Origin of the sequence: Enterobacter cloacae complex sp. P1B (assembly GCF_014982345.1) — a bacterium.
Lineage (GTDB): Bacteria > Pseudomonadota > Gammaproteobacteria > Enterobacterales > Enterobacteriaceae > Enterobacter > Enterobacter bugandensis.
Genome location: NZ_JADCLF010000014.1, coordinates 145,327 through 168,481, shown reverse-complemented (window position 1 = coordinate 168,481; position 23,155 = coordinate 145,327). Strand labels below are relative to the sequence as shown.

At 53.9% G+C, this 23,155-nt stretch carries 24 protein-coding genes; 17 read left to right on the top strand and 7 right to left on the bottom strand.

Annotation, left to right across the window (positions count from 1 at the left end):
* Window positions 1–110: 110 nt before the first annotated feature.
* On the top strand, window positions 111–779 hold the full coding sequence (locus INF77_RS17960) for a YecA family protein (RefSeq protein WP_028013666.1): 669 nt from the start codon (window positions 111–113) through the stop codon (window positions 777–779).
* Window positions 780–813: 34 nt separating this feature from the next.
* Here INF77_RS17960 and tyrP read toward each other — a convergent pair whose 3' ends face one another.
* From tyrP to yecR, 3 genes are all read right to left on the bottom strand, one after another.
* Complete coding sequence (gene tyrP / locus INF77_RS17955) at window positions 814–2,025, bottom strand: tyrosine transporter TyrP (protein WP_193532513.1); 1,212 nt, start codon at window positions 2,023–2,025, stop codon at window positions 814–816.
* A 244-nt stretch (window positions 2,026–2,269) separates the two neighbouring features.
* The gene (gene ftnA, locus INF77_RS17950; protein ID WP_069733036.1) at window positions 2,270–2,767 is read right to left on the bottom strand and encodes a non-heme ferritin; all 498 of its coding nucleotides are present in this window, start codon (window positions 2,765–2,767) and stop codon (window positions 2,270–2,272) included.
* A gap of 203 nt (window positions 2,768–2,970) precedes the next feature.
* Window positions 2,971–3,309 (bottom strand): YecR family lipoprotein, encoded by a 339-nt coding sequence (yecR, locus tag INF77_RS17945; protein ID WP_041909409.1) that lies wholly within the window; start codon window positions 3,307–3,309, stop codon window positions 2,971–2,973.
* A 254-nt stretch (window positions 3,310–3,563) separates the two neighbouring features.
* Between yecR and INF77_RS17940 the strand changes: the two genes are divergently transcribed.
* From INF77_RS17940 to INF77_RS17930, 3 genes are all read left to right on the top strand, one after another.
* Window positions 3,564–4,202 (top strand): RpiB/LacA/LacB family sugar-phosphate isomerase, encoded by a 639-nt coding sequence (locus INF77_RS17940; RefSeq protein WP_028013662.1) that lies wholly within the window; start codon window positions 3,564–3,566, stop codon window positions 4,200–4,202.
* Between the two features lie 118 nt (window positions 4,203–4,320).
* The gene (gene azuC / locus INF77_RS17935) at window positions 4,321–4,404 is read left to right on the top strand and encodes a stress response protein AzuC (protein ID WP_014884364.1); all 84 of its coding nucleotides are present in this window, start codon (window positions 4,321–4,323) and stop codon (window positions 4,402–4,404) included.
* 109 nt (window positions 4,405–4,513) lie between these two features.
* Window positions 4,514–4,765 (top strand): DUF2766 family protein, encoded by a 252-nt coding sequence (locus INF77_RS17930; RefSeq protein ID WP_008500405.1) that lies wholly within the window; start codon window positions 4,514–4,516, stop codon window positions 4,763–4,765.
* A gap of 40 nt (window positions 4,766–4,805) precedes the next feature.
* Here the strand turns inward: INF77_RS17930 and INF77_RS17925 are convergent, their stop codons facing one another.
* A complete protein-coding gene (locus INF77_RS17925) occupies window positions 4,806–6,149 on the bottom strand; it encodes an anaerobic C4-dicarboxylate transporter (protein WP_047367826.1) in 1,344 nt (447 codons plus the stop codon).
* 163 nt (window positions 6,150–6,312) lie between these two features.
* Window positions 6,313–6,816 carry a non-heme ferritin-like protein gene (locus INF77_RS17920; protein ID WP_028013660.1) on the bottom strand — a complete coding sequence of 168 codons (504 nt, stop codon included), beginning with the start codon at window positions 6,814–6,816 and terminating at the stop codon, window positions 6,313–6,315.
* Window positions 6,817–7,603: 787 nt separating this feature from the next.
* On the opposite strand from INF77_RS17920, the gene araF reads away from it, so the two are divergent.
* The 5 genes from araF to otsA all read left to right on the top strand — a co-directional run bounded on the left by araF (window position 7,604) and on the right by otsA (window position 13,553).
* A complete protein-coding gene (gene araF / locus INF77_RS17915; protein ID WP_008500409.1) occupies window positions 7,604–8,593 on the top strand; it encodes an arabinose ABC transporter substrate-binding protein AraF in 990 nt (329 codons plus the stop codon).
* Between the two features lie 71 nt (window positions 8,594–8,664).
* Window positions 8,665–10,179, top strand: coding sequence for an L-arabinose ABC transporter ATP-binding protein AraG (gene araG, locus INF77_RS17910; RefSeq protein ID WP_028013659.1), 1,515 nt, complete (start codon window positions 8,665–8,667; stop codon window positions 10,177–10,179).
* Between the two features lie 14 nt (window positions 10,180–10,193).
* On the top strand, window positions 10,194–11,174 hold the full coding sequence (gene araH / locus INF77_RS17905; RefSeq protein ID WP_032644894.1) for an arabinose ABC transporter permease AraH: 981 nt from the start codon (window positions 10,194–10,196) through the stop codon (window positions 11,172–11,174).
* Between the two features lie 176 nt (window positions 11,175–11,350).
* A complete protein-coding gene (gene otsB, locus INF77_RS17900) occupies window positions 11,351–12,154 on the top strand; it encodes a trehalose-phosphatase (protein WP_028013657.1) in 804 nt (267 codons plus the stop codon).
* Window positions 12,129–13,553 carry an alpha,alpha-trehalose-phosphate synthase gene (gene otsA, locus INF77_RS17895; RefSeq protein ID WP_028013656.1) on the top strand — a complete coding sequence of 475 codons (1,425 nt, stop codon included), beginning with the start codon at window positions 12,129–12,131 and terminating at the stop codon, window positions 13,551–13,553. Before otsB ends, otsA begins: the two co-directional genes overlap by 26 nt.
* 16 nt (window positions 13,554–13,569) lie before the next feature.
* Here the strand turns inward: otsA and uspC are convergent, their stop codons facing one another.
* A complete protein-coding gene (uspC, locus tag INF77_RS17890) occupies window positions 13,570–13,998 on the bottom strand; it encodes a universal stress protein UspC (RefSeq protein ID WP_150144178.1) in 429 nt (142 codons plus the stop codon).
* A 795-nt stretch (window positions 13,999–14,793) separates the two neighbouring features.
* On the opposite strand from uspC, the gene flhD reads away from it, so the two are divergent.
* From flhD to cheW, 6 genes are all read left to right on the top strand, one after another.
* Window positions 14,794–15,144, top strand: coding sequence for a flagellar transcriptional regulator FlhD (flhD, locus tag INF77_RS17885; RefSeq protein WP_028013654.1), 351 nt, complete (start codon window positions 14,794–14,796; stop codon window positions 15,142–15,144).
* A 2-nt stretch (window positions 15,145–15,146) separates the two neighbouring features.
* A complete protein-coding gene (gene flhC / locus INF77_RS17880; RefSeq protein ID WP_013096051.1) occupies window positions 15,147–15,725 on the top strand; it encodes a flagellar transcriptional regulator FlhC in 579 nt (192 codons plus the stop codon).
* Window positions 15,726–15,848: 123 nt separating this feature from the next.
* Entirely contained in the window at window positions 15,849–16,736 is an 888-nt protein-coding gene (motA, locus tag INF77_RS17875; protein WP_008500417.1) for a flagellar motor stator protein MotA, read from the top strand.
* On the top strand, window positions 16,733–17,662 hold the full coding sequence (gene motB / locus INF77_RS17870; RefSeq protein ID WP_028013653.1) for a flagellar motor protein MotB: 930 nt from the start codon (window positions 16,733–16,735) through the stop codon (window positions 17,660–17,662). The genes motA and motB overlap by 4 nt, the downstream gene beginning before the upstream one ends.
* Window positions 17,663–17,666: 4 nt before the next feature.
* The gene (gene cheA / locus INF77_RS17865; protein ID WP_028013652.1) at window positions 17,667–19,703 is read left to right on the top strand and encodes a chemotaxis protein CheA; all 2,037 of its coding nucleotides are present in this window, start codon (window positions 17,667–17,669) and stop codon (window positions 19,701–19,703) included.
* Between the two features lie 19 nt (window positions 19,704–19,722).
* Window positions 19,723–20,226: a chemotaxis protein CheW gene (gene cheW, locus INF77_RS17860; RefSeq protein WP_014884351.1), complete on the top strand. Its 504-nt coding sequence runs from the start codon at window positions 19,723–19,725 to the stop codon at window positions 20,224–20,226.
* Between the two features lie 105 nt (window positions 20,227–20,331).
* Here cheW and INF77_RS17855 read toward each other — a convergent pair whose 3' ends face one another.
* Window positions 20,332–21,591 carry a dicarboxylate/amino acid:cation symporter gene (locus tag INF77_RS17855; RefSeq protein ID WP_028013651.1) on the bottom strand — a complete coding sequence of 420 codons (1,260 nt, stop codon included), beginning with the start codon at window positions 21,589–21,591 and terminating at the stop codon, window positions 20,332–20,334.
* A gap of 431 nt (window positions 21,592–22,022) precedes the next feature.
* Between INF77_RS17855 and INF77_RS17850 the strand changes: the two genes are divergently transcribed.
* Together INF77_RS17850 and INF77_RS17845 are read left to right on the top strand one after the other, a co-directional pair.
* Window positions 22,023–22,595 carry a spore coat protein U domain-containing protein gene (locus tag INF77_RS17850; protein WP_028013650.1) on the top strand — a complete coding sequence of 191 codons (573 nt, stop codon included), beginning with the start codon at window positions 22,023–22,025 and terminating at the stop codon, window positions 22,593–22,595.
* 8 nt (window positions 22,596–22,603) lie between these two features.
* On the top strand, window positions 22,604–23,152 hold the full coding sequence (locus INF77_RS17845; protein ID WP_028013649.1) for a spore coat U domain-containing protein: 549 nt from the start codon (window positions 22,604–22,606) through the stop codon (window positions 23,150–23,152).
* Window positions 23,153–23,155: the final 3 nt, after the last annotated feature.

Here is a 23,155-nt window from a genome sequence, read left to right as displayed (position 1 = left end):
GCAACGGTCACGATTTGCACACTTTTGCAGCAATAAAGACCTAAACTTCAGCCAGGGCAGGCGTGCGATCTGTGGTAGGATCCTTTCCTTTTTTATCAGGAGTGTCCGCGATGACGGAAGGTCCATTAAATGAAAGCGAAATGGCGTGGCTGGAAGAGACATTAATGTCTTACGGTCATGACGATGCGTCCGTGATTGACGTGTCCGAACTGGACGGCATGCTTACTGCAGTGCTTTCCGGCCCTGTTGTCGTTGAGCCAGATGCCTGGCTGGTGGCGGTGTGGGGCGGGGAGAAGTACATCCCGCGCTGGAAAAACGATCGCGAGATGAACCGTTTTATCGATCTCTGCTTTAAGCATATGAACGACATTGCCGAGCGCCTGAGCGAATATCCGGATCAGTTTGAGCCGCTGTTCGGCTATAACGACGTTGACGGTGAGAGTTACACCGTGGTCGAAGAGTGGTGCTATGGCTACATGCGCGGCGTGGCGCTGACGGACTGGTCAGCCTTGCCGGAAGCCCTGAAGGCCGATCTCGACGTGATTGCCCTGCACGGAACGGAAGAGAACAGCGAGAAGCTGGATGAACTGTCCGAAGAGGAGTATATCGCCAGCATCGAGAGCATCCAGCCTGCGGCCCTGCGCTTATACAACTACTGGGTGGAGAACCCGCAGCAGCCGGAAGCGAAGAAGCCTGTCGTGAACGGCACGAAAGTGGGGCGTAACGATCCGTGTCCTTGCGGCAGCGGGAAGAAGTTTAAGAGCTGCTGCCTGCACTGATAAAAAAAGGGGCTGATGATAGCCCCTATTATCTTTAACCCACTTCCGGCAGCATCCCGGCGGCAATCAGCACCTGCACCAGAATAATCATTACCCCGCAGCCAAACACAACGCACAGCAGCGGTTTTCCCCCCGCGACGCGATATCCTTGCTGAGGATGCTGCTGACGGCTTTTCCACGCCAGCAGGGAAGGGAGCAGCAGGGCCAGGACAGAGAGCGCCACCCCCGCGTAGCCCAGCGCCATCACAAACCCGCGAGGGTAAAACAGCGCAAACGCCAGCGGCGGCAGGAAGGTAATGGCTCCGGTCTGTAACCGTCCGGCGGCAGTATTGCGACGCTGGAACAGGTCGGCCAGGTAATCGAACAGGCCGAGCGCTACGCCCAGGAACGAGGTCGCGAGCGCCAGGTCGGCAAACAGGTGAACCGCCAGCTCCACGTGCGGCGAGGTGACCACCTCGCGCAGCGACAGCAGAAAACCGTTCAGGCCAGCGTGCTGCGCCATCAGCCCGACGAAGGTTGAAGAGTCAATGCTACCCAGCGTCACCAGCTGCCAGAAAATGTAGGCGATCAGCGGAATGGCGCTGCCGATAACAAACACACGACGCAGCTTGCGGACATCGCCGTTCATATAGCTGACGATGCTCGGCACGCTGCCGTGGAAGCCAAACGAGGTGAAAATGACCGGGATGGCGGAAAGCGCCAGCCCTTGCTCCAGCGGCAGCGTCAGCAGGTTCACCTTGTGCACGTGCGGTGCCAGCAGCGCCAGCATGACAACCAGAAACAGAATTTTGGCGCTGAAGAGAAAACGGTTAAAGAGATCGACCAGCGATGTGCCCACGCAGACCACGCCGCCGCCAATAAGCGCAAAGAAGATGGCCCCCGTTGCAGGGGTAATGTTAGAGCCAAACCAGTCGTTGACGCTGGAGGCGATAAGCTCTCCGGCACCGCTGATATACGCGGCCGTGAGGGCGTACATCAGGAACATCATGCTAAAGCCGGTGATCCACTGGCCGTAGCGTCCCAGATAGCGCGCCGCCAGCGAACCCAGCCCGGTATCGGCGGGCACATGCTGGTAAACCTCAAGCAGCAGCAGTGCGGTATAGCACATTAATGCCCAGAGCGTGCCAAGCAGCAGCAGGGTCATCCCAAATCCCACTCCCGCGGCAGCCAGAGGCATTGCCAGCATTCCTGCGCCAATCGTCGTTCCGGCGACGATAAAAATACTTCCCAGGGTTCTGTTCTTCACGCTTTCCTCTACAACGACGCTTAACCGCAACAAAATCTGCGGCGCAGAGTAAGGCAAAAGCGGTAATTCGTCAAACCACCGTTACAAGGCGTGTAATGAAAGGTTTACGCATTGCACTACTGCCCATCCTGAGTGGGGCGACGGTCAGGCGTGACGTAAATAGGGCGTACGGGGAATAAAATGCGTGTTTTAATGCAGGGGAAGGTAAATTAACGCGGCGCCGGAAACCGGCACCGCACTGATATTAATTCTGCGTATCGAGAGTCGACAGTTCTTTATCAATAAAGTAAAGTCCTTCGCCGGATTTACCCACCAGGGATAATTTATCCAGCACGGATTTAAACAGCTTCTCTTCTTCGTGTTGTTCCGCAACGTACCACTGCAGGAAATTAAAGGTTGGATAATCCTGGCCGATCATTGCCGCATGAACCAGTTCGTTAATTTTCTGGGTGATCAGCTGTTCGTGCTCGTAGGTGGCGCGGAACAGTTCGTCGAGAGAATTATATTCAGCAAAAGGCGATGCCACGTTCTCGATGCACGGCAGGCTGCCCGTATCGGTCAGATAATCAAACAGGCGCTGCATGTGGGTCATCTCTTCCTGGGCGTGACGACGCAGAAACGCGGCCGCACCTTCAAAGCTGTGATAGCTGCACCAGGCGCTCATCTGCTGGTAGAGAAGGGATGAATAGAGCTCAAGGTTCATTTGTGCATTGAGCTTGTCGATCATTTCAGTTTTCAGCATGGTGGCGCTCCGGATTATTATTACGGGTTCATAATGAGCGACACTATAATTTGTTATTTAATTATTTGCAAAACGTAAAATTAAATATTTGTTCGTTTAAAATACGAATGGGAATAAAACGCATTGGCGATATTTATTTTTATTAATGCGAATTATTTTTGTTCTTAGTTAAATAAAGCGCCAGCAAACGCTGGCAGCTTTGATTAATACCAGGGATTATTTGCCTTAGGGTTAACGGCATACCCCATGCACTTATACTGGATAGTAACGCTCTCGTTCAGGCACAAAGAGCCGCTTGTCAGGGTACAGGTTTTGACCGGCTGCCCGTAGGCAGAGGCGGTGGCATAGCCCATGTTCTGACAGGCTTTTACCGCGGTACCGTTATTAACATATTCATCGGACCAGGCGTTTTGCAGCACGGCCTGGCCATAGTCGAGGCGGACAATGCCGTTCGGCGCGTCGAGGCTGCTGATTTCCGCCTGGCGTTTAACGCTGCATCCCGCGAGCAGCAGGACTGTAGCGGCTACGATGGCTCTTTTCATGGTTCGCTCTGAGTGGATGGAAATACGTTATCGTACCCGCAGATGCCCGCTGCAATGCCAGGAATAGCCGGACGATCTACCCTCACTCTTTGCAACGGACGACGTAGATCCTCCCCTTCACAAAATTGTGAGCGTGCATTTGGTTTTTAAAACTGCATTTCATTTACTTTGAAAGTCTGTTTATTTGATGCCAGAATGAACGGGAACAGGTATCCATGGCGGGGAGTGCCCGCAGCGCATTCTGGAGAGACACGATGAAAATTGCACTGATGATGGAAAACAGCCAAGCGGCTAAAAACCCAGTCATATTAAAAGAGCTGAAAACGGTAGCCGATGAAAAAGGGTTCCCGGTTTACAACGTAGGTATGAGCGACGAAAACGATCATCACCTGACCTACATCCACCTGGGCATTATGGCGAGCATTTTGCTGAATGCGAAAGCGGTGGATTTTGTGGTCACCGGTTGCGGCACCGGGCAGGGGGCGCTGATGTCGTTAAACATCCACCCTGGCGTGATTTGCGGCTACTGCATCGATCCCGCAGACGCGTTTCTCTTCGCGCAAATCAATAACGGCAATGCGCTCTCGCTGCCTTTTGCCAAAGGGTTTGGCTGGGGAGCGGAGCTAAACGTTCGCTTTATCTTTGAAAAGGCGTTTACCGGCCGAAAAGGGGAGGGTTATCCTCCAGAGCGTAAAGAGCCGCAGGTGCGTAACGCCGGTATTCTGAACCAGGTAAAAGCGGCCGTGGTAAAAGATAACTATCTTGACTCGCTGCGCGCCATCGATCCTGAGCTGGTGAAGACCGCTGTTTCCGGCCCGCGTTTCCAGCAGTGCTTCTTTGAAAATTGCCAGGATAAGGCGATCGAGGATTTTGTTCGCAGTATCGTGGGTTAATGCGCACTGCGCAGTTTAAATTGTGATATGCGTCACAAAAATATTGATTTTTGTGACGATGGTCATATTATAGGCACATTGACAATAAAGTTGTATAACAAGTTAATGGAGCATCACAATGAAACTGCGCAAAATCCTGAAAAGTATGTGGGCCAATTACTGCCGCACTTTTAAAGACGTGCCGCCTGGCGCCATGTTCTGATAAAAAAAACCTGCTTCGGCGGGTTTTTTTGTGTCCTGCGGCAATGAAGGGCAGATGTCACGGGCCACGTTTTGATACTATGGCGGCCTTTGAATAAGGAGAAACCCCCATGTCACAAAACCTGAGCGCCGATCAGGAACTGGTCTCTGACGTTGTCGCCTGTCAGCTGGTTATCAAGCAAATACTTGATGTTCTGGACGTTATTGCACCGGTTGAAGTGCGCGAGAAGATGTCCACGCAGCTGAAAAACATCGATTTTGCCAGCCATCCCGCGGCTGCCGACCCGGTGACGCTTCGCGCGATCCAGAAAGCCATCGCGCTGATTGAACTGCGCTTTACGCCGCAGGGCGAGTCTCATTAAAACGCGAACGGGCGACCGCGCGTGTCGCCCGTTGAAAACGTTAAAAGAAGGTCTGGACCAGCAGGTAGCTCGCCGCGCAGGCGCAGCTCACGCCAATTAGCCCCGGCAGAATAAAGCTGTGGTTAATGATGAATTTGCCGATGCGGGTTGTTCCCGAGCGGTCAAAGCCGATGCAGGCTAAATCACTCGGGTAAGTCGGCAGAACAAAATAGCCGTAGGACGCCGGGAAGAAGGCGATCAGCATTTTTGGATCGATGCCCAACATCAATCCCATCGGCGCCACGGCCGTCAGGGCCGCCGCCTGGCTGTTTACCAGCTTCGACACCAGGAAAAGCACGATGGCATACGTCCACGGATGGCTTTTCACCACCCCTTCCAGCGCCAGCTTTAGCTCATCGAGATGCGCCTGGAAAAAGGTATCGCTCATCCACGCCACCCCGAACACCGAGAAGATCGCCACCATACCGGCCTTGAATACCGCACCGTTTGAGATGGCTGAGGCATTGACCTTGCAGGCCATCAGCATCACGGCACCGGCGATGAGCATCATCATCTGAATGACGAGGTTCATCGACAGGGCCGTCATTTTACCTTTCAGCTCGAAGGACGGGCGCAGTTCGGGGAAAGCTCCGAGCAGGACTACCACCGCAATACCGGCAAAGAAAATCCATGTCGACCAGTAGGCCTGCTTCGGAAAACGCTGGTTCATTAACGTCTCCGTGCCGCCATAGATAAACTCGCGCTGTTTGGGATCTTTCAGTTTCTCCTGAAACTCCCCGTCATCAGCTAAATCTTTCCCCCGACGTAAACTCCACAGGGCCGCGATCGCGACGCCGAAAAGCGAAGCGGGAACCGATACGGCGAGGATTTCCAGGATCCCCCAGGCGTGCCCAATCCCATGCTGTGCGGCCAGGATGGAGACCAGCGACACAACGGCGACGGAAACCGGAGACGCGGTGATCGCCATCTGGGATGCCACCGATGCCACCGCCATTGGGCGTTCCGGGCGGATCCCTTTTTTCAGGGCGATATCCGCAATGATGGGGAACATGGTGTAGACCACGTGCCCGGTGCCGCACAGAAAGGTCAGCATCCAGGTGGTAAAAGGGGCGAGAAGCGTGATGTGCTGCGGGTGTTTGCGCAGCAGGCGTTCAGCAAACTGCATCATGACGTTGAGGCCACCCGCGGTCTGCAGGGTAGCGGCACAGCCAATCACCGCGAGAATGGTTAACATGACGTCAACCGGAGGCTTGCCGGGCTGGAGCCCAAAGACAAAACACAAAATAAAAAGGCCAATACCGCTGATTAACCCAAGCCCCATGCCGCCGAAACGTGTTCCCGTCAGCAGGCAGAGGAGAATGACAACAAACTCAATGGTGATCATGCTTTTCCCTCGTCAATGATTATGTAATTAAATAAATCATTACATTTTGTAAGGTTAATCATTGAGAGCGAGATCTGATTTGTTAAATTTCAGCAAAAGCAGAGGGTTGGGGAAATAAGAAGGAACCTGCCCCCCTGAACCAGGGCCAAGGCAGGTTAAACGCTTAGTGGTGCTGCACCGTCACAAGATCGAGCAGGTGGCGGTCGGCTTGCTCCGGGCGTAAACCGGCCTGGCGCGCATTGTGGATCTCATCTGCCAGCGTTTTCAGCAGCATACCGTCCTGCTGCTGTTCTTTATCCATATCGCGTAAAAATTTAAGAGTGATGATGTCATGCTGTGCTCTGGCTTCATCGGCCAGCTTGTTGAGCGTCGTACAGCGCTGCTCATGCTCTTCCAGCGTTTTCTGGAACAGTTCTTCCAGAGAAGAGTAATTTTCGTTGATCCCATCAAGGGCTTTAACAACCGGGTTAGCCCCCGCGGCCTTCAGGAAGTTAAAGACGCGCATCATATGGGTGACGTTGCTTTGTGCCTGTGAACGAAAGAACGTGGCAGAGCCCGTGAGACTTTTTTCAGAACACCATGCACTTAAGTGAAGGTGCAGGTTCGAGGCGTAGAACTCAAGGTTCATCTGCGCGTTAAGTTTTTGCATCATCGTTTGGGTAGCCATACTCATATCCTTATAGACTGTGGGACGTGATGTCCGCTGCTTAACCTGACAGCCAGGCAAATACGAAGAAAAACAGAATTGCAATTTTTGCAGTGACTAAAATCGATCGAAAATTCACTTCCTGTGTTCGATATAAATAAGCATACCTTTGTCTTATGATTAAGAAAACTCTTAATTAGGCTGTGTTTACCATACATTACAAAGTTTAATATAGTACAAAAATGCAAATATATAGTCATCAAAGGGGATTTTCTTAACCTCTTGATATTAAAAGTTAAGAGTCTTTCGAGGGATACTGATTTACTTTCGTGAACATTTAGCCGGAATAATGCTCTGTAAGAAAAATAAATACAGATTATTCATTTCAAATATATGATGCGTTGCTGAATTTGCGCTAAGTCAATTTTAGCGGAATAACGCCTTTTCATGACGCGTTCGTTTTTTTGATAAAAAGCATGGATCCCCGTCAGGGGAGAGCTGCAGCGACATCCGCCGTAAGGCATCAGGGATTTCTTAGCTAATCTTATGGATAATTCTGCTTACCCTGCTTTCATTTGTCAGACAATTCCTGCCTTTTTTATGTCATTTTTCGCTGAATTTATGTACGCAATTACTGTAATTCTGCGGTGTGATGGGGCTCTCTTATGGATGATTAATTTCCCGCTAAAACTATCACCAGCAATAACGCTTATGACGAGGTAAGCGCTAATGCCTTGTTTTAAGTCCGATTAAATAAGAAGCACGCAAATCTTCCCTACAGAAAAGAATGCTAAAGCTGGAGTTTACCATGCACAAATTTACTAAAGCGCTGGCGGCCATCGGTCTGGCTGCCGTTATGTCACAATCCGCTATCGCTGAGAATTTAAAACTCGGTTTTTTGGTAAAACAGCCGGAAGAACCCTGGTTCCAGACCGAATGGAAATTCGCTGATAAAGCCGGAAAAGATTTAGGTTTTGAAGTGATTAAAATCGCCGTGCCGGACGGTGAAAAAACCCTGAACGCCATCGACAGCCTGGCGGCCAGCGGCGCGAAAGGCTTTGTTATCTGCACTCCGGATCCAAAACTCGGATCGGCAATTGCGGCGAAAGCCCGCGGTTACGACATGAAGGTTATTGCGGTTGACGATCAGTTCGTTAACGCCAAAGGCAAACCGATGGACAGCGTTCCGCTGGTCATGATGGCGGCGACCAAAATCGGTGAACGTCAGGGGCAGGAGCTTTATAAAGAGATGCAGAAACGCGGCTGGGATGTGAAAGAGACCGCCGTCATGGCCATCACCGCAGACGAGCTGGACACGGCGCGTCGTCGTACGACCGGATCAATGGACGCGCTGAAAGCGGCCGGCTTCCCTGAAAAACAGATCTATAAAGTGCCAACCAAATCTAACGACATCCCGGGCGCCTTTGACGCGGCGAACTCTATGCTGGTCCAGCACCCGGAAGTGAAGCACTGGCTGGTGGTCGGCATGAACGACAACACCGTGCTGGGCGGCGTGCGCGCGACGGAAGGTCAGGGCTTCAAGGCGCCTGACGTTATCGGGATCGGCATCAACGGCGTGGATGCGGTGAGCGAGCTGTCCAAAGCGCAGGCCACCGGCTTCTACGGCTCTCTGCTGCCAAGCCCGGACGTTCACGGCTACAAATCCAGTGAAATGCTCTACAACTGGGTAACCAAAGGGGCTGAACCGCCGAAATTTACCGAAGTGACCGACGTGGTGCTGATTACCCGCGACAACTTCAAAGAGGAGCTGGCGAAAAAGGGACTGGGCGGTAAGTAATACGCTGTGATTGTGCCCCTTACTCGCCGTAAGGGGCCAGACGTACACACTACAGGAATCACGGAGTCGTTATGCAACAGTCTAATCCGTATCTCTCTTTTCGCGGCATCGGGAAAACGTTTCCCGGTGTTAACGCGCTGACCGATATCAGCTTCGACTGCTATGCCGGCCAGGTTCATGCCCTGATGGGGGAAAACGGAGCGGGGAAATCCACGCTGCTAAAAATCCTCAGCGGTAACTACGCGCCAACAACCGGCACGCTGGCCATTCGCGGTGAAGAGGTGGCCTTTGCCGATACCACAGCGGCGCTAAACGCCGGTGTCGCCATTATCTATCAGGAACTGCACCTCATCCCTGAGATGACCGTGGCCGAAAACATCTATTTAGGCCAGCTTCCGCACAAAAGCGGCGTGGTGAATCGTTCGCTACTTAATTATGAAGCGGGGCTGCAGCTTAAGCATCTTGGTCTGGACGTCGATCCCCAGACCCCGCTGAAATACCTCTCCATCGGCCAGTGGCAGATGGTTGAAATTGCCAAGGCGCTGGCGCGTAACGCCAGGGTTATTGCCTTTGATGAACCCACCAGTTCGCTCTCCGCGCGTGAAATCGAAAACCTGTTCCGCGTGATCCGCGAGCTGCGGCAGGAAGGCCGCACCATTTTGTACGTCTCGCACCGCATGGAGGAGATATTTGCCCTGAGCGATGCCATCACCGTATTTAAGGATGGGCGCTATGTGCGCACCTTTACCGATATGCAGCAGGTTAACCATGACCAGCTTGTTCAGGCGATGGTCGGGCGCGATCTGGGCGATATCTATCACTGGAAACCGCGCGAGTACGGCCCCGAGCGCCTGCGTCTGGACAACGTCAAAGCGCCGGGCGTGCGAACGCCGGTTTCGTTATCCGTACGCAGCGGTGAGATCGTCGGTCTGTTTGGCCTTGTTGGGGCGGGGCGCAGCGAGCTGATGAAAGGGCTGTTCGGCGGTACACGTATTACCGCAGGGCAGGTCTCCATTGACGGCGAGCAGGTGGATATCCAGAAACCCGCCCACGCAATCAGGGCCGGGATGATGCTCTGCCCGGAAGACCGCAAGGCGGAGGGGATCATTCCGGTGCATTCGGTGCGCGACAACATCAACATTTCCGCCCGGCGTAAATTTATCCGCGCGGGTTGCCTGATTAACGACGGCTGGGAGTCGAGCAACGCCGACCATCATATTCGCTCGCTGAATATCAAAACGCCGGGACCAGAACAGCTGATTATGAATCTGTCAGGAGGAAACCAGCAGAAGGCCATTCTAGGCCGCTGGCTGTCGGAGGACATGAAGGTCATTCTGCTGGACGAGCCGACGCGCGGTATCGACGTGGGCGCAAAACACGAGATTTACAACGTGATATATGAACTGGCAAAACGCGGCGTGGCGGTGCTGTTCGCCTCCAGCGATCTGCCTGAGGTGCTTGGCGTTGCTGACCGCATTGTAGTGATGCGCGAAGGCGAAATCGCCGGTGAATTACTTCATGAACAGGCGAATGAACAACAGGCGTTGAACCTCGCCATGCCTAAAGTCAGCCAGGCTGTCGCCTGAGTAAGGAGTTAATGATGTCCTCTGTTACTACATCCGGAGCGCCGAAGTCGGCTTTTAGTTTTGGACGCATCTGGGATCAGTACGGCATGCTGGTGGTCTTTGCCGCACTCTTCATCGCCTGTGCAATCTTCGTCCCTAATTTTGCCACCTTCATTAATATGAAAGGGCTGGGACTGGCGATTTCCATGTCCGGCATGGTGGCCTGTGGCATGCTCTTCTGTCTGGCCTCCGGTGATTTCGACCTGTCGGTGGCCTCGGTTATCGCCTGCGCGGGCGTCACCACGGCGGTGGTGATCAACATGACGGAAAGCCTGTGGATTGGCGTTTTTGCCGGTCTGTTGCTCGGCGTGATCAGCGGTCTGGTGAACGGTTTTGTTATCGCACGCCTGAAGATTAATGCCCTGATTACCACGCTTGCAACGATGCAGATAGTCCGCGGTCTGGCCTATATCATCTCCGACGGTAAAGCGGTAGGGATTGAAGACGAGCGCTTCTTTACGCTGGGCTACGCCAACTGGCTGGGCCTGCCTGCGCCTATCTGGCTCACCGTGGCCTGCCTGATCCTGTTCGGCTTCCTGCTGAACCGCACCACCTTTGGTCGTAACACGCTGGCGATCGGCGGCAATGAAGAAGCGGCCCGTCTGGCAGGGGTGCCGGTTGTACGCACCAAGATTATTATCTTCGTGCTCTCCGGGCTGGTCTCCGCCGCGGCGGGGATTATTCTGGCGTCGCGTATGACCAGCGGCCAGCCAATGACGTCTATCGGTTATGAGCTGATCGTCATCTCGGCGTGCGTTTTAGGGGGCGTTTCCCTCAAGGGAGGCATCGGAAAAATCTCATATGTGGTGGCCGGTATCCTGATTTTGGGCACGGTGGAAAACGCCATGAACCTGTTGAATATTTCGCCGTTCTCTCAGTACGTCGTGCGCGGCCTGATCCTGCTGGCAGCCGTGATTTTCGACCGTTACAAGCAAAAAGCGAAGCGTACCGTGTAACCCCAGCGCTGACTTTTTATTGCTCAACTAATAACCATAGTTGACCCCTGAACCGCCTCGCCAGTTTTGCTGGCGGGGCGGTTGTCAAATGGCGAGGCCCATCACACTGTCTATACTTACATGGCTATGAAAGAGGTAAAGGCGTTTACCTCTCGTAAACCGTAAGGAGGATTAGGGTGGCTGACTTGTTAACCGCACCGCCTGTACTGCCCGGAAAATATGCTTTCTTTTTTGACCTCGACGGGACGCTCGCCGGGATCCAGCCGCATCCTGACGACGTGGTCGTACCGGATACGGTACTAGAGAATTTGCAGCAGCTCTCTCGACTGAACGAGGGCGCATTGGCATTGATTTCAGGGCGCTCAATGGCCGAGCTGGACGTGCTCGCCAGTCCTTACCACTTTCCGCTGGCCGGTGTACACGGAGCGGAGCGCCGCGATATCCATGATCAACTGCATGTTGTATCACTCCCCGATACCTTAATTCAGGCGTTACATACTGAACTCTCCTCGGCGCTGGCGTCGCTCCCGGGCACGGAACTGGAAGCGAAAGGCATGGCGTTCGCCTTGCACTATCGGCAGGCTCCGCATCACGAAGCGGCGATCTTTGCGATTGCCCGCAGCGTGGCCGATGCACATCCGCAGCTCGCGCTGCAGCCGGGGAAGTGCGTCGTTGAGATAAAACCTGAGGGCATCAATAAGGGGGCCGCTATTGCGGCGTTTATGGCGGAACCGCCATTTAAGGGACGTACACCGGTATTTTTTGGCGATGACCTGACCGATGAGGCCGGTTTTCGCGTGGTGAAACAGGCCGGAGGGATCGCCGTCAAGGTAGGGCCTGGTGACACTGTCGCAGAGTGGCGTCTGGCGAATGTCGAGGCCGTCTGGCAGTGGATTTCTGATATCGCTAACCAGCAACAACAACAAATAGCGCAAAACAAAGGGGGAAACCATTATGGGTCGCTTAGTCGTCGTCTCTAACCGAATTGCACCGCCTGATGATAAAAAAGCCAGTGCAGGTGGCCTGGCGGTAGGGGTATTAGGTGCCTTAAAAGCTGCTGGCGGGCTGTGGTTTGGCTGGAGCGGTGAAATCAATGAACAAGAGAAACCGCTTAAAAAGGTGACGCGCGGGAACATTACGTGGGCATCATTTGCGCTCAAAGAGAAAGACTATGACGAGTATTACTCGCAGTTCTCCAACGCGGTCCTGTGGCCTGCGTTTCACTATCGTCTTGACCTGGTGAAATTCCAGCGTGAATCCTTCGAGGGCTACTCGCGGGTGAACGCGCTGCTGGCGGATAAACTGCTGCCTTTAATAGAGGAAGACGATATTTTATGGATCCACGATTATCATCTGCTCCCCTTCGCCAGAGAGCTGCGTAAAAGGGGAGTCAATAACCGGATTGGCTTCTTCCTGCACATTCCGTTCCCGACGCCGGAAATTTTCACCGCGCTGCCGCCGCATGAAGAACTGCTGGAGGCGCTGTGTGATTATGACCTGCTGGGCTTCCAGACCGAAAATGACCGTCTCGCGTTCCTGGACTCCGTGTCAGGCAAAACGCGCCTGGTAACCAACGGCGGCAAAACCCATACGGCGTGGGGAAAAACCTTCCACACCGAGGTCTATCCGATTGGTATTGAACCCGACGAAATTGCGGAACAGGCCTCGGGCCCGCTGCCGCCGAAGCTGGCCCAGCTTAAGAATGAACTCAAGCATGTGAAGAATATCTTCTCGGTAGAGCGTCTGGATTATTCCAAAGGGTTGCCGGAACGCTTCCTGGCGTATGAAACGCTGCTGGATAAATACCCTCAGCACCACGGTAAAATCCGCTATACCCAGATCGCGCCAACGTCGCGCGGGGAAGTGCAGGCCTATCAGGATATTCGTCATCAGCTGGAGACAGAAGCAGGGCGCATCAACGGGCGCTACGGCCAGCTGGGCTGGACGCCGCTCTTTTATCTGAATCAGCATTTTGACCGTAAGATCCTGATGAAGGTCTTCCGCTACGCCGACGTTGGCCTGGTTACGCCGCTGCGTGACGGGATGAACCTGGTAGCAAAAGAGTACGTGGCGGCTCAGGACCCGGCGGATCCGGGCGTGCTGGTGCTTTCCCAGTTTGCCGGGGCAGCGAACGAACTGACCTCAGCGCTGCTCGTTAACCCTTACGATCGGGATGATGTGGCAAATGCCCTCAACCGCGCGCTGACAATGCCGCTGACGGAGCGAATTTCCCGCCATGCCGAAATGATGGAGACGATCCGGAATAACGATATAAATCACTGGCAGGCGCGTTTTATTCAGGATCTACGCGAAATAGCCCCGCAAAGTCACGAAGGCGATCTGCAAAAAAAGATCGCGACCTTCCCTAAACTCGCCTGATATTCCTCTGGGGGGGTTAAGCCCCCCCAAGCGGCACTAACAGCACGTCAACCTGGCTTGAGGCGATAATAGATTTTGCCGCGCAGGTAGCCCTCGATATAAAGCTGTGGTTATGGTTCCCGCAAATCACTAAATCAATATTCTGCTTGCGGCACATATCAAGAATATGGGCATTCAGTTCCCCCGTCGCAATAACGGTTTGATCAATGGGGTACTCTGCTTTTTCGACAAGCTCTCGCAGAAACTGCTGCGTTTCCTCCTGCAAAACCTCACGAATATCTTCCAGCATCGGGGCCGCCAGCTGATTGTACATCTCGGGCTCGGCCGCGAGGGTAATGAGGCTGATGCGCGCATTATGCGGCCGGGCGATGGATACGGCCCGGGCGACAAGCCGGTGGCTTTCGGGGGAAACGGCAACAGAAACAAGAAGATGGGAGTAACTCATGGCGCACTCCTTAGATGTCTGACAGACAGCGTTTCATCACCATTACCGCGAATTTCCTGGTTTCGCAAGACTTGAATACGACATTAGTGTGAAGCTTATCATAATTATTCATTAATTATTCTTATAAGAAGAATAACTGATAAATGCGCCTAAATGAAAAAAATTAACAACTTAACGTAAGTCACACAAATCTTCGCTTTCACTATTAAATCATTCTAACAAGTTATAAACGCATTTCGAATGATCACGCAATGAAACAATTTTATTGCCAGAAATGCATAACTCTATGTTTTATCGAAGTAATCAAAATGTATCCCTGACGCATACGCGATGTAAACGATTGCTGATACTGCACGCACGGGTAAAAGCACATTGCGTGCCACTTATTCTCACGCTTATGCATGAGTATTCGTCGATTAAGAATACAAAACAGTGCCGATTGCTTAAAAAATGAGCAAATTAGAAGTCATACTGATGGATTTATGGGTAACATTCACTTAAATTGTGTGACGTGGATCACATTTTTTTTAAATTTGAGGGTGGCTGCATTGTATGTGTCAAATCTGGCGAGTAGAGTTTGCGTCGAATTAGGAAAAATCTTAGTTATTTGTAAGAAATGATAAAACCTGTAAGAGATGTAACCGCGTTGCATCCCTTACGCGTTTGGATGAATACAAACCTAGATTCAACTATGCATTTAGCCTTTTCTTTTTTATACCGGGTGATTTCCCGGCGACATCACGGGGTGCGGTCTTTCCGCATAAAAATAATAGTTGGTTATTCGGGATGGGAACAATGCATACATCCGAGTTGCTAAAACATATCTATGACATCAATTTGTCATATTTACTGCTCGCGCAGCGTTTAATTAGTCAGGACAAAGCGTCCGCGATGTTTCGTCTGGGTATTAACGAAGAAATGGCAACCATGCTGGGTGGATTAACCCTCCCGCAGATGGTAAAACTGGCGGAAACGAATCAACTGGTGTGCCAGTTCCGTTTTGATAATCCGCAGACGATAACGCGTCTGACGCAGGAATCCCGCGTGGACGATCTGCAACAGATCCATACCGGTATCCTGCTCTCCACTCGCTTGCTTAGCGACATCAGTCAGCCTGATGACGCAGCCCGTAAGAAAAGGGCCTAGCAATGAGCGAAAAAAGCATTGTTCAGGAAGCGCGTGACATACAGCTGGCCATGGAGCTGATTACGCTGGGTGCTCGTTTACAAATGCTGGAAAGCGAGACTCAGCTGAGCCGTGGTCGCCTCATCAAACTGTATAAAGAGTTACGCGGTAGTCCCCCGCCGAAAGGCATGCTGCCGTTTTCTACGGACTGGTTTATGACCTGGGAGCAGAACATCCACGCTTCCATGTTCTGTAATGCCTGGCAGTATCTTCTCAAAACCGGTTTGTGTAGCGGCGTAGACGCCGTGATCAAAGCGTACAAACTTTACCTTGAACAATGCCCACAGCAGGAAGAAGGCCCTCTGCTGGCGCTGACCCGCGCATGGACGCTGGTGCGTTTTGTTGAGAGCGGAATGCTTGAACTGTCGCGCTGCAATTGCTGCGACGGCAATTTTATTACCCATGCTCATCAGCCTGCAGGCAGCTTCGCCTGTAGTTTATGTCAGCCTCCATCCCGCGCAGTAAAAAGACGTAAACTTTCCCGGGATGCTGCCGATATTATTCCACAACTGCTGGATGAACAGATCGAACAAGCTGTTTAACCCGAACGTGTGGGAAAGATTCCAGCAGCGGTAAGCGATTACCGCTGCTTTTTTTTACCCCGTAAACGGTAAACGCTGCGAGCTGAACGTCCTTGCCATAGTCACTAGCGGAAGGATGATGTCGTGCTTATCTTATTAGGTTACCTGGTAGTTCTCGGTACAGTTTTCGGCGGTTACATGATGACCGGCGGGCACCTTGGAGCACTCTATCAACCGGCTGAACTTATTATCATCGGCGGCGCAGGGGTAGGGGCTTTTATCGTTGGCAACAACGGTAAATCGATCAAGGGCACGTTGAAAGCAATTCCATTGCTGTTCCGTCGCTCGAAATACACCAAAAGCATGTATATGGATCTGCTGGCGCTGCTCTATCGCCTGATGGCGAAGTCGCGTCAGCAGGGGATGTTCTCGCTTGAACGGGATATCGAAAACCCGAAAGAGAGCGAAATTTTTGCCAGCTATCCGCGCATTCTGGCGGACGCCATGATGCTGGATTTCATCGTCGATTACCTGCGTCTCATCATCAGCGGCAATATGAATACCTTCGAAATTGAAGCGCTGATGGACGAAGAGATCGAAACCCACGAAAGCGAATCTGAAGTGCCGGCCAACAGCCTGGCGCTGGTGGGCGACTCCCTTCCGGCGTTTGGTATCGTGGCGGCGGTCATGGGGGTGGTACACGCCCTGGCCTCGGCGGACCGCCCGGCGGCTGAACTGGGCGCGCTAATTGCCCATGCGATGGTGGGTACCTTCCTCGGTATTTTGCTGGCTTATGGTTTTATCTCTCCGCTGGCAAGCGTGCTGCGCCAGAAAAGCGCGGAAACCACCAAAATGATGCAGTGCGTGAAGATCACGCTGCTCTCTAACCTCAACGGTTACGCGCCACCGATCGCGGTTGAATTTGGCCGTAAAACGCTTTACTCCAGCGAGCGTCCGTCGTTTATCGAGCTTGAAGAACACGTGCGCGCGGTGAAAAACCCAAACCAACAGACGACAACTGAGGACGCATGAAAAACCAGTCCCATCCGATCGTCATTGTCAAAAAACGCAAGCACAAGGGCGGCGGGCACGGTTCCCACGGTTCCTGGAAAATCGCGTACGCCGACTTTATGACCGCAATGATGGCGTTCTTTCTGGTGATGTGGCTGATCTCCATCTCCAGCCCGAAGGAGCTTATCCAGATTGCCGAATATTTCCGTACCCCGCTGGCGACGGCGGTGACCGGTGGGCCGCGTATCTCTAACAGCGAAAGCCCGATCCCTGGCGGCGGCGATGATTACACCCAGCAGAAGGGTGAGGTGAAAAAAGAGCCGAACATCGACGAGCTGAAACGCAAGATGGAGCAGGCGCGTCTGAAAAAACTGCGTGGCGATCTCGACCAGCTGATTGAAGCGGATCCTAAACTGCGCGCGCTGCGGCCGCACCTGAAAATCGATCTGGTCCAGGAAGGGCTGCGTATTCAGATTATCGACAGCCAGAACCGCCCGATGTTTAAAACCGGGAGTGCGGAAGTTGAGCCGTACATGCGCGATATTTTACGCGCCATTGCGCCGGTGCTGAACGGCATTCCTAACCGAATCAGCCTTTCGGGCCACACGGATGACTTCCCGTACGCCAGTGGGGAGAAGGGATACAGCAACTGGGAGCTTTCTGCCGATCGTGCCAACGCCTCGCGTCGCGAGCTGGTGGCAGGTGGGCTTGATGATGGCAAGGTACTGCGCGTGGTCGGCATGGCAGCAACCATGCGGGTCTCCGACCGCGGGCCGGATGACGCCATCAACCGTCGTATCAGTCTTTTAGTGCTGAACCAGCAGGCGGAGCAGGCCATCCTGCACGAAAACGCCGAAAGTCAGAATGAGTCACTGGACGATTTAAAACAGCCCGGGGCCGTCCCTGCGGCTGCCGTTCCAACATCGCCACCAGCCAATCCGAGGTGATAGCGTGAGCATGGATATTAGCGATTTTTACCAGACATTCTTTGATGAAGCCGACGAACTGTTGGCGGATATGGAGCAACATTTGCTCGATCTGGTGCCCGAAGCACCGGACTCCGAGCAGCTCAATGCCATCTTCCGCGCGGCGCATTCTATTAAAGGCGGAGCCGGAACGTTTGGATTTACCATCCTGCAGGAAACGACCCATTTAATGGAAAACCTGCTTGATGAAGCACGACGCGGTGAGATGCAGCTCAATACCGACATTATCAACCTGTTTTTGGAAACCAAAGATATTATGCAGGAACAGCTCGACGCCTATAAAAGTTCGGCAGAGCCTGATGCCGCCAGCTTTGAATACATCTGCAATGCGCTGCGCCAGCTCGCCCTGGAAGCAAAAGGTGAGGTCGCTGCAGCCGTTGTCCCTGCGGCAAAGCTGAGCGTTGTCGATGCGGTTGCTGCTGAAGAGGCCGCGCCAGCCGCCGCGCAAGCGGGCAAGCTGCGCGTTGTGCTGTCACGCCTGAAAGAGAGCGAAGTTAACCTGCTGGAAGAAGAGCTGGGTAACCTGGCGAAATTAAGTAACGTAGTGAAAGGCAAAGACAGCCTCGCGGCGACCCTCGATGACGGTATCAGTCAGGACGATATCGTGGCGGTGCTGTGCTTTGTCATTGAAGCCGACCAGATCGCCTTCGAAACGGAAGCCGCCGCGGTAGCAGCTCCGGCTGCAGAAGAAGAGGTTGCCGTCGTTGCCCAGGCCGCCGCACCGGCTGTGGCCCCAGCGGCCCCGGTGCTGAAGGCGGTGCCAAAAGAGGCCGCGGCGCCTGGCCGTGGTGAAAAACCGGCCGCGCGCTCCAGTGAGTCCACCAGCATCCGTGTCGCCGTTGAGAAGGTTGACCAGCTGATTAACCTGGTTGGCGAACTGGTGATCACCCAGTCCATGCTGGCGCAGCGTTCTAACGAACTGGACCCGGTCACGCACGGCGATCTGATCACCAGCATGGGCCAGCTGCAGCGTAACGCCCGCGACCTGCAGGAATCGGTGATGTCCATCCGCATGATGCCGATGGAATATGTCTTCAGCCGCTTCCCGCGCCTGGTGCGCGACCTTGCCAGCAAGCTAAATAAGCAGATTGAACTGACCCTGATGGGCAGCTCAACGGAGCTGGATAAGAGCCTGATCGAGCGCATCATCGACCCGTTAACGCACCTGGTGCGTAACAGCCTCGACCACGGTATTGAACTGCCGGAAAACCGCATTGCCGCCGGGAAATCTCCGGTCGGGAATCTCATCCTCTCTGCGGAACATCAGGGCGGGAACATCTGCATCGAAGTGACCGACGACGGCGCGGGCCTTAACCGCGAGCGCATCCTGGCGAAAGCCATTTCACAGGGGATGGCGGTGAATGAAAACATGACCGACGAAGAAGTGGGCATGCTGATCTTCGCGCCGGGCTTCTCGACCGCCGAGCAGGTGACGGACGTTTCCGGACGCGGCGTCGGCATGGACGTGGTGAAACGTAACATTCAGGAGATGGGCGGCCACGTTGAGATCCAGTCTAAACAGGGCTCCGGCACCACCATCCGCATCCTGCTCCCGCTGACGCTGGCGATCCTCGACGGCATGTCGGTCAAAGTCGCGGACGAAGTCTTCATTCTGCCGCTGAACGCGGTGATGGAATCCCTCCAGCCGCGTGAAGAAGATCTGCATCCGCTGGCGGGCGGCGAGCGCGTTCTCGAAGTGCGCGGTGAGTACCTGCCGCTGGTCGAGCTGTGGAAAGTGTTCGAAGTGGACGGGGCGAAGACCGAGGCCACGCAGGGTATCGTGGTGATCCTGCAAAGCGCGGGCCGTCGCTACGCGCTGCTGGTCGATCAGCTGATTGGTCAGCACCAGGTGGTGGTGAAGAACCTCGAAAGCAACTACCGCAAGGTGCCGGGTATTTCTGCTGCCACCATTCTGGGGGATGGTAGCGTGGCGCTGATCGTCGACGTGTCGGCGCTTCAGGGATTAAATCGTGAACAACGTGTGGCGTACACAGCCGCCTGATTAAGTAGAAGGTAATAACATGACCGGTATGAGTAATGTAACGAAACTGGCGGGCGAGCCATCAGGGCAGGAGTTCCTGGTATTCACTTTGGGCGATGAGGAGTACGGCATCGATATCCTGAAAGTGCAGGAAATTCGTGGTTACGACCAGGTTACCCGCATCGCTAACACGCCAGCGTTTATTAAAGGCGTCACCAACCTGCGCGGCGTGATTGTGCCAATCGTGGATCTGCGCGTGAAGTTCAGCCAGGGCGACGTTGACTACAACGACAATACCGTGGTGATCGTCCTGAACCTGGGACAGCGCGTGGTGGGTATCGTGGTGGATGGCGTATCTGACGTGCTTTCCCTGACCTCTGACCAGATTCGTCCTGCGCCGGAGTTTGCGGTCACGCTGTCGACCGAATACCTGACCGGCCTGGGGGCGCTCGGCGAGCGTATGCTGATTCTGGTGAACATCGAAAAGCTGCTGAACAGCGAAGAGATGGCGCTGCTGGATATCGCGGCGAATCATGTAGCGTAGGTAAATGCAAAACGGCAACCCAGGTTGCCGTTTTTAGTGTTTGCTCCCTCTCCCACAGGGAGAGGGCTGGGGTGAGGGCATCAGGCCTCACCCTTTTTCATGCCATTACGCTTCCTGCTTTACCAGTTCAGCTTCAGCTTCCCGCGCACCTTCATTCTGCGAGAGCATCGCCGTCGCAATCCCGTTCCCCAGCACGTTAATCGCGGAACGCCCCATATCCAGGAAGTGGTCGATCCCCATCAGCAGCAGGATCCCCGCCACCGGAATGTTAAAGCTCGGGATCGTTGCGGCCAGCACCACCAGCGAAGAACGCGGCACGCCCGCAATGCCTTTTGACGCCAGCATCAGGGTCAGCATCAGCACCGTTACCTCAGAGAAGCTCAGGTGAATGTTGTACGCCTGCGCAATAAACATCGAGGCAAACGAGCAGTACACCATCGACCCCACGAGGTTGAAGGAGTAGCCAATCGGCAGAACGAAAGAGGCGATATTGCGCGAGCAGCCAAAGCGCTCCAGCTGCTCCAGCGTTTTAGGGTAGGCCGCTTCAGAACTGCTGGTGGTGAATGCGACCAGCACCGGATCTTTCAGCATGCTGACCAGGCGAAACACCTCTTTTTTCAGCACCATGTAACCCACGGCCAGCAGCACCATGCAGGTGAGAAGAATGGCGACGTAGTAGCCGCCAATAAAGGAGGCGTAGTTCAACAGGATGCCCAGACCCTGCGTGGCAATGACGGAGGAGATCGCCGCGAAGATGGCCAGTGGCGCAACGTACATCACGTAACCCGTTACCTTCAGCATGATATGGGAAACCACATCCAGTGCGGCCACCAGCGGCGCGTTGAATTTCTGCCCCAGCGACGCGCCGCCGATGCCGAAGAACATCGAGAACACCACTATCTGCAGGATCTCATTGTTCGACATCGCCCCCGCGATGCTGGTGGGAATGGTGTGAGACAGGAACGCTTTCAGCGTCATCCCGCCCACGGCCAGACCGGTATCCACCGCCTCGGTTGGAATAGTCAGGTTCAGGCCGCTTCCCGGACGCTCCAGCGTGACGATAAACAGTCCGACCAGAATAGAAAGCACGGATGAACTGATGAACCATACCATCGCTTTTCCGCCCACCCGGCCTATGGTGGAGGTTTCTCCCAGCTTCATAATGCCTACGGTCAGCGTGCTGAAGACCAGCGGCGCAATAACCATTTTGATCAGACGGAGGAAAATATCGGTCAGAAGGGTAATATTATCCGACCAGGCTTTGATGGCATCCGCAGATGCGTACTCGTGAATTGCCGCCCCTGAAAGAATACCCGCCAGCATGAATATCACGATGAAGAGTGTAAGTTTGTTTGCACTTGCCACGAAAAAAGACCCTCTATGCGCTATCAGATGTCGCCCGCGCCGATACATATAAATTTTTTATTACTGCGCGGGAAAATATTCGGCACATAAATTGACGCAAAGCGTAGGGGGTTACAACAAGTTTTTAAGTTTTATTGATTTTGTTGTTGGTGGCATAACGATATATTGTGATGGTGATCACATTATAAGGGATATATTCTCTTCTGAAAAAATAAAAATGCGGCCAAAATAATTGTAATTCATTGTTATTTATAAGAATATTAAGTCAATAGGACACAAGGATTATGCGTTTTGGGGCGGGTGGTGGAAGCGATATCCGTAAACTAAATTCTCATTAACCCCTCTCAGAGGAACCTTAAGCGGGGCTAACATCTTGAACAGCATAAATAAAATGTGGCAAGGGAACGCGTTTGACTTCCGGAGGGTGGAAAATGAAAAGAAAACGCCTTTTAATCTGCGCTGGCGCGTTACTGGCGGCGACAACGGTACATCCTGCGCTGGCCGTGACCAGCAGCGGCACCATCGGTGCGACGCTGACCCTCACAAACGGGTGTCTGATTAACGGATCGCCCACGCAAAACGGTATTAACTTCGGGACACTCGATTTTGGTACCCATCCCGCCACGTTTTCCACGCTGACCACCCAGCTCACCGGCGCCAGCGGCGGGAATACGTTCACCATTCAGTGCACCACCGCCAGCTATACGGTGGCGATCACCGGCAACACTAACTCCACCGCACCCGGTACCGTGGTCGGCACGCCGGGCACGCCTGCGCGCTATCTGATCAATACCGCCAATGCGGCGCAGGGCGTGGCTTACAGTCTGTACAGCGACAGCGGATTTAACAACGTCATCGCCAACAACGCGGCGCTGCCGGTCGCGTCGACGGCGGGCGGGGTCAACAGCTACACCCTTTACGGGCGCATCACCGGCGGCGGTAACAGCGTCACGGTGGTGCCGGGCACTTATACCGACACGATCAACGTCAGCGTCACCTACTAGCTCCAGCCATGAAGGCCTCCTTTTTAAGTCTGCGCGCTTGCGCAGAGGGGATTGTGCAGCCTTTTTTTGCGCTAGCGCTGGGGCTGACCCTGGTTTCCGGGGCCGGCGCGGTGACGTCGCAGTCGTTTAAGGTGAGCGCGACCGTCGTGCCGGGATGTTCTGTCACGACGGGGACCGGCGGGATCTTCGGGACGCTGGATTTTGGGACCCATACCGGCGTGGAGAGTGCCCCGGTCAGCACCAGCTTTGTGCCCAACGGGGCGCTGTCCATCGCCTGCACGCCGGGCGTGGCGCTGAGCATGAGCATCAACGGCGGGCAAAACTACGCCTCGGTGCGCCGCATGACGCGTTCAGGCGGCACCGACGTGGTGGGCTACCGGCTTTACAGCAGCAGTTCACTGGCGGCGAACAGTGAGATTGGGGTCAACCAGGCCATCCCGGTGACCTACACCAACAGCAACAATATTGCACTACCACTTTTTGGCGTAGCGCTGCTGACGGGATTTAGCCCGGCAGGCACCTATTCCGATCAGCTCACCGTGACCTTGTCATGGTGAAAA

Bases quoted from the DNA above. Each gene is read 5' to 3' on its own strand.
- INF77_RS17960 (WP_028013666.1), top strand. From the start codon at position 111: ATGACGGAAGGTCCATTAAATGAAAGCGAAATGGCGTGGCTGGAAGAG.
- ftnA (WP_069733036.1), bottom strand. From the start codon at position 2,767: ATGCTGAAAACTGAAATGATCGACAAGCTCAATGCACAAATGAACCTT.
- yecR (WP_041909409.1), bottom strand. From the start codon at position 3,309: ATGAAAAGAGCCATCGTAGCCGCTACAGTCCTGCTGCTCGCGGGATGC.
- INF77_RS17940 (WP_028013662.1), top strand. From the start codon at position 3,564: ATGAAAATTGCACTGATGATGGAAAACAGCCAAGCGGCTAAAAACCCA.
- azuC (WP_014884364.1), top strand. From the start codon at position 4,321: ATGAAACTGCGCAAAATCCTGAAAAGTATGTGGGCCAATTACTGCCGC.
- INF77_RS17930 (WP_008500405.1), top strand. From the start codon at position 4,514: ATGTCACAAAACCTGAGCGCCGATCAGGAACTGGTCTCTGACGTTGTC.
- INF77_RS17925 (WP_047367826.1), bottom strand. From the start codon at position 6,149: ATGATCACCATTGAGTTTGTTGTCATTCTCCTCTGCCTGCTGACGGGA.
- INF77_RS17920 (WP_028013660.1), bottom strand. From the start codon at position 6,816: ATGGCTACCCAAACGATGATGCAAAAACTTAACGCGCAGATGAACCTT.
- araF (WP_008500409.1), top strand. From the start codon at position 7,604: ATGCACAAATTTACTAAAGCGCTGGCGGCCATCGGTCTGGCTGCCGTT.
- araG (WP_028013659.1), top strand. From the start codon at position 8,665: ATGCAACAGTCTAATCCGTATCTCTCTTTTCGCGGCATCGGGAAAACG.
- araH (WP_032644894.1), top strand. From the start codon at position 10,194: ATGTCCTCTGTTACTACATCCGGAGCGCCGAAGTCGGCTTTTAGTTTT.
- otsA (WP_028013656.1), top strand. From the start codon at position 12,129: ATGGGTCGCTTAGTCGTCGTCTCTAACCGAATTGCACCGCCTGATGAT.
- uspC (WP_150144178.1), bottom strand. From the start codon at position 13,998: ATGAGTTACTCCCATCTTCTTGTTTCTGTTGCCGTTTCCCCCGAAAGC.
- flhD (WP_028013654.1), top strand. From the start codon at position 14,794: ATGCATACATCCGAGTTGCTAAAACATATCTATGACATCAATTTGTCA.
- flhC (WP_013096051.1), top strand. From the start codon at position 15,147: ATGAGCGAAAAAAGCATTGTTCAGGAAGCGCGTGACATACAGCTGGCC.
- motB (WP_028013653.1), top strand. From the start codon at position 16,733: ATGAAAAACCAGTCCCATCCGATCGTCATTGTCAAAAAACGCAAGCAC.
- cheW (WP_014884351.1), top strand. From the start codon at position 19,723: ATGACCGGTATGAGTAATGTAACGAAACTGGCGGGCGAGCCATCAGGG.
- INF77_RS17850 (WP_028013650.1), top strand. From the start codon at position 22,023: ATGAAAAGAAAACGCCTTTTAATCTGCGCTGGCGCGTTACTGGCGGCG.
- INF77_RS17845 (WP_028013649.1), top strand. From the start codon at position 22,604: ATGAAGGCCTCCTTTTTAAGTCTGCGCGCTTGCGCAGAGGGGATTGTG.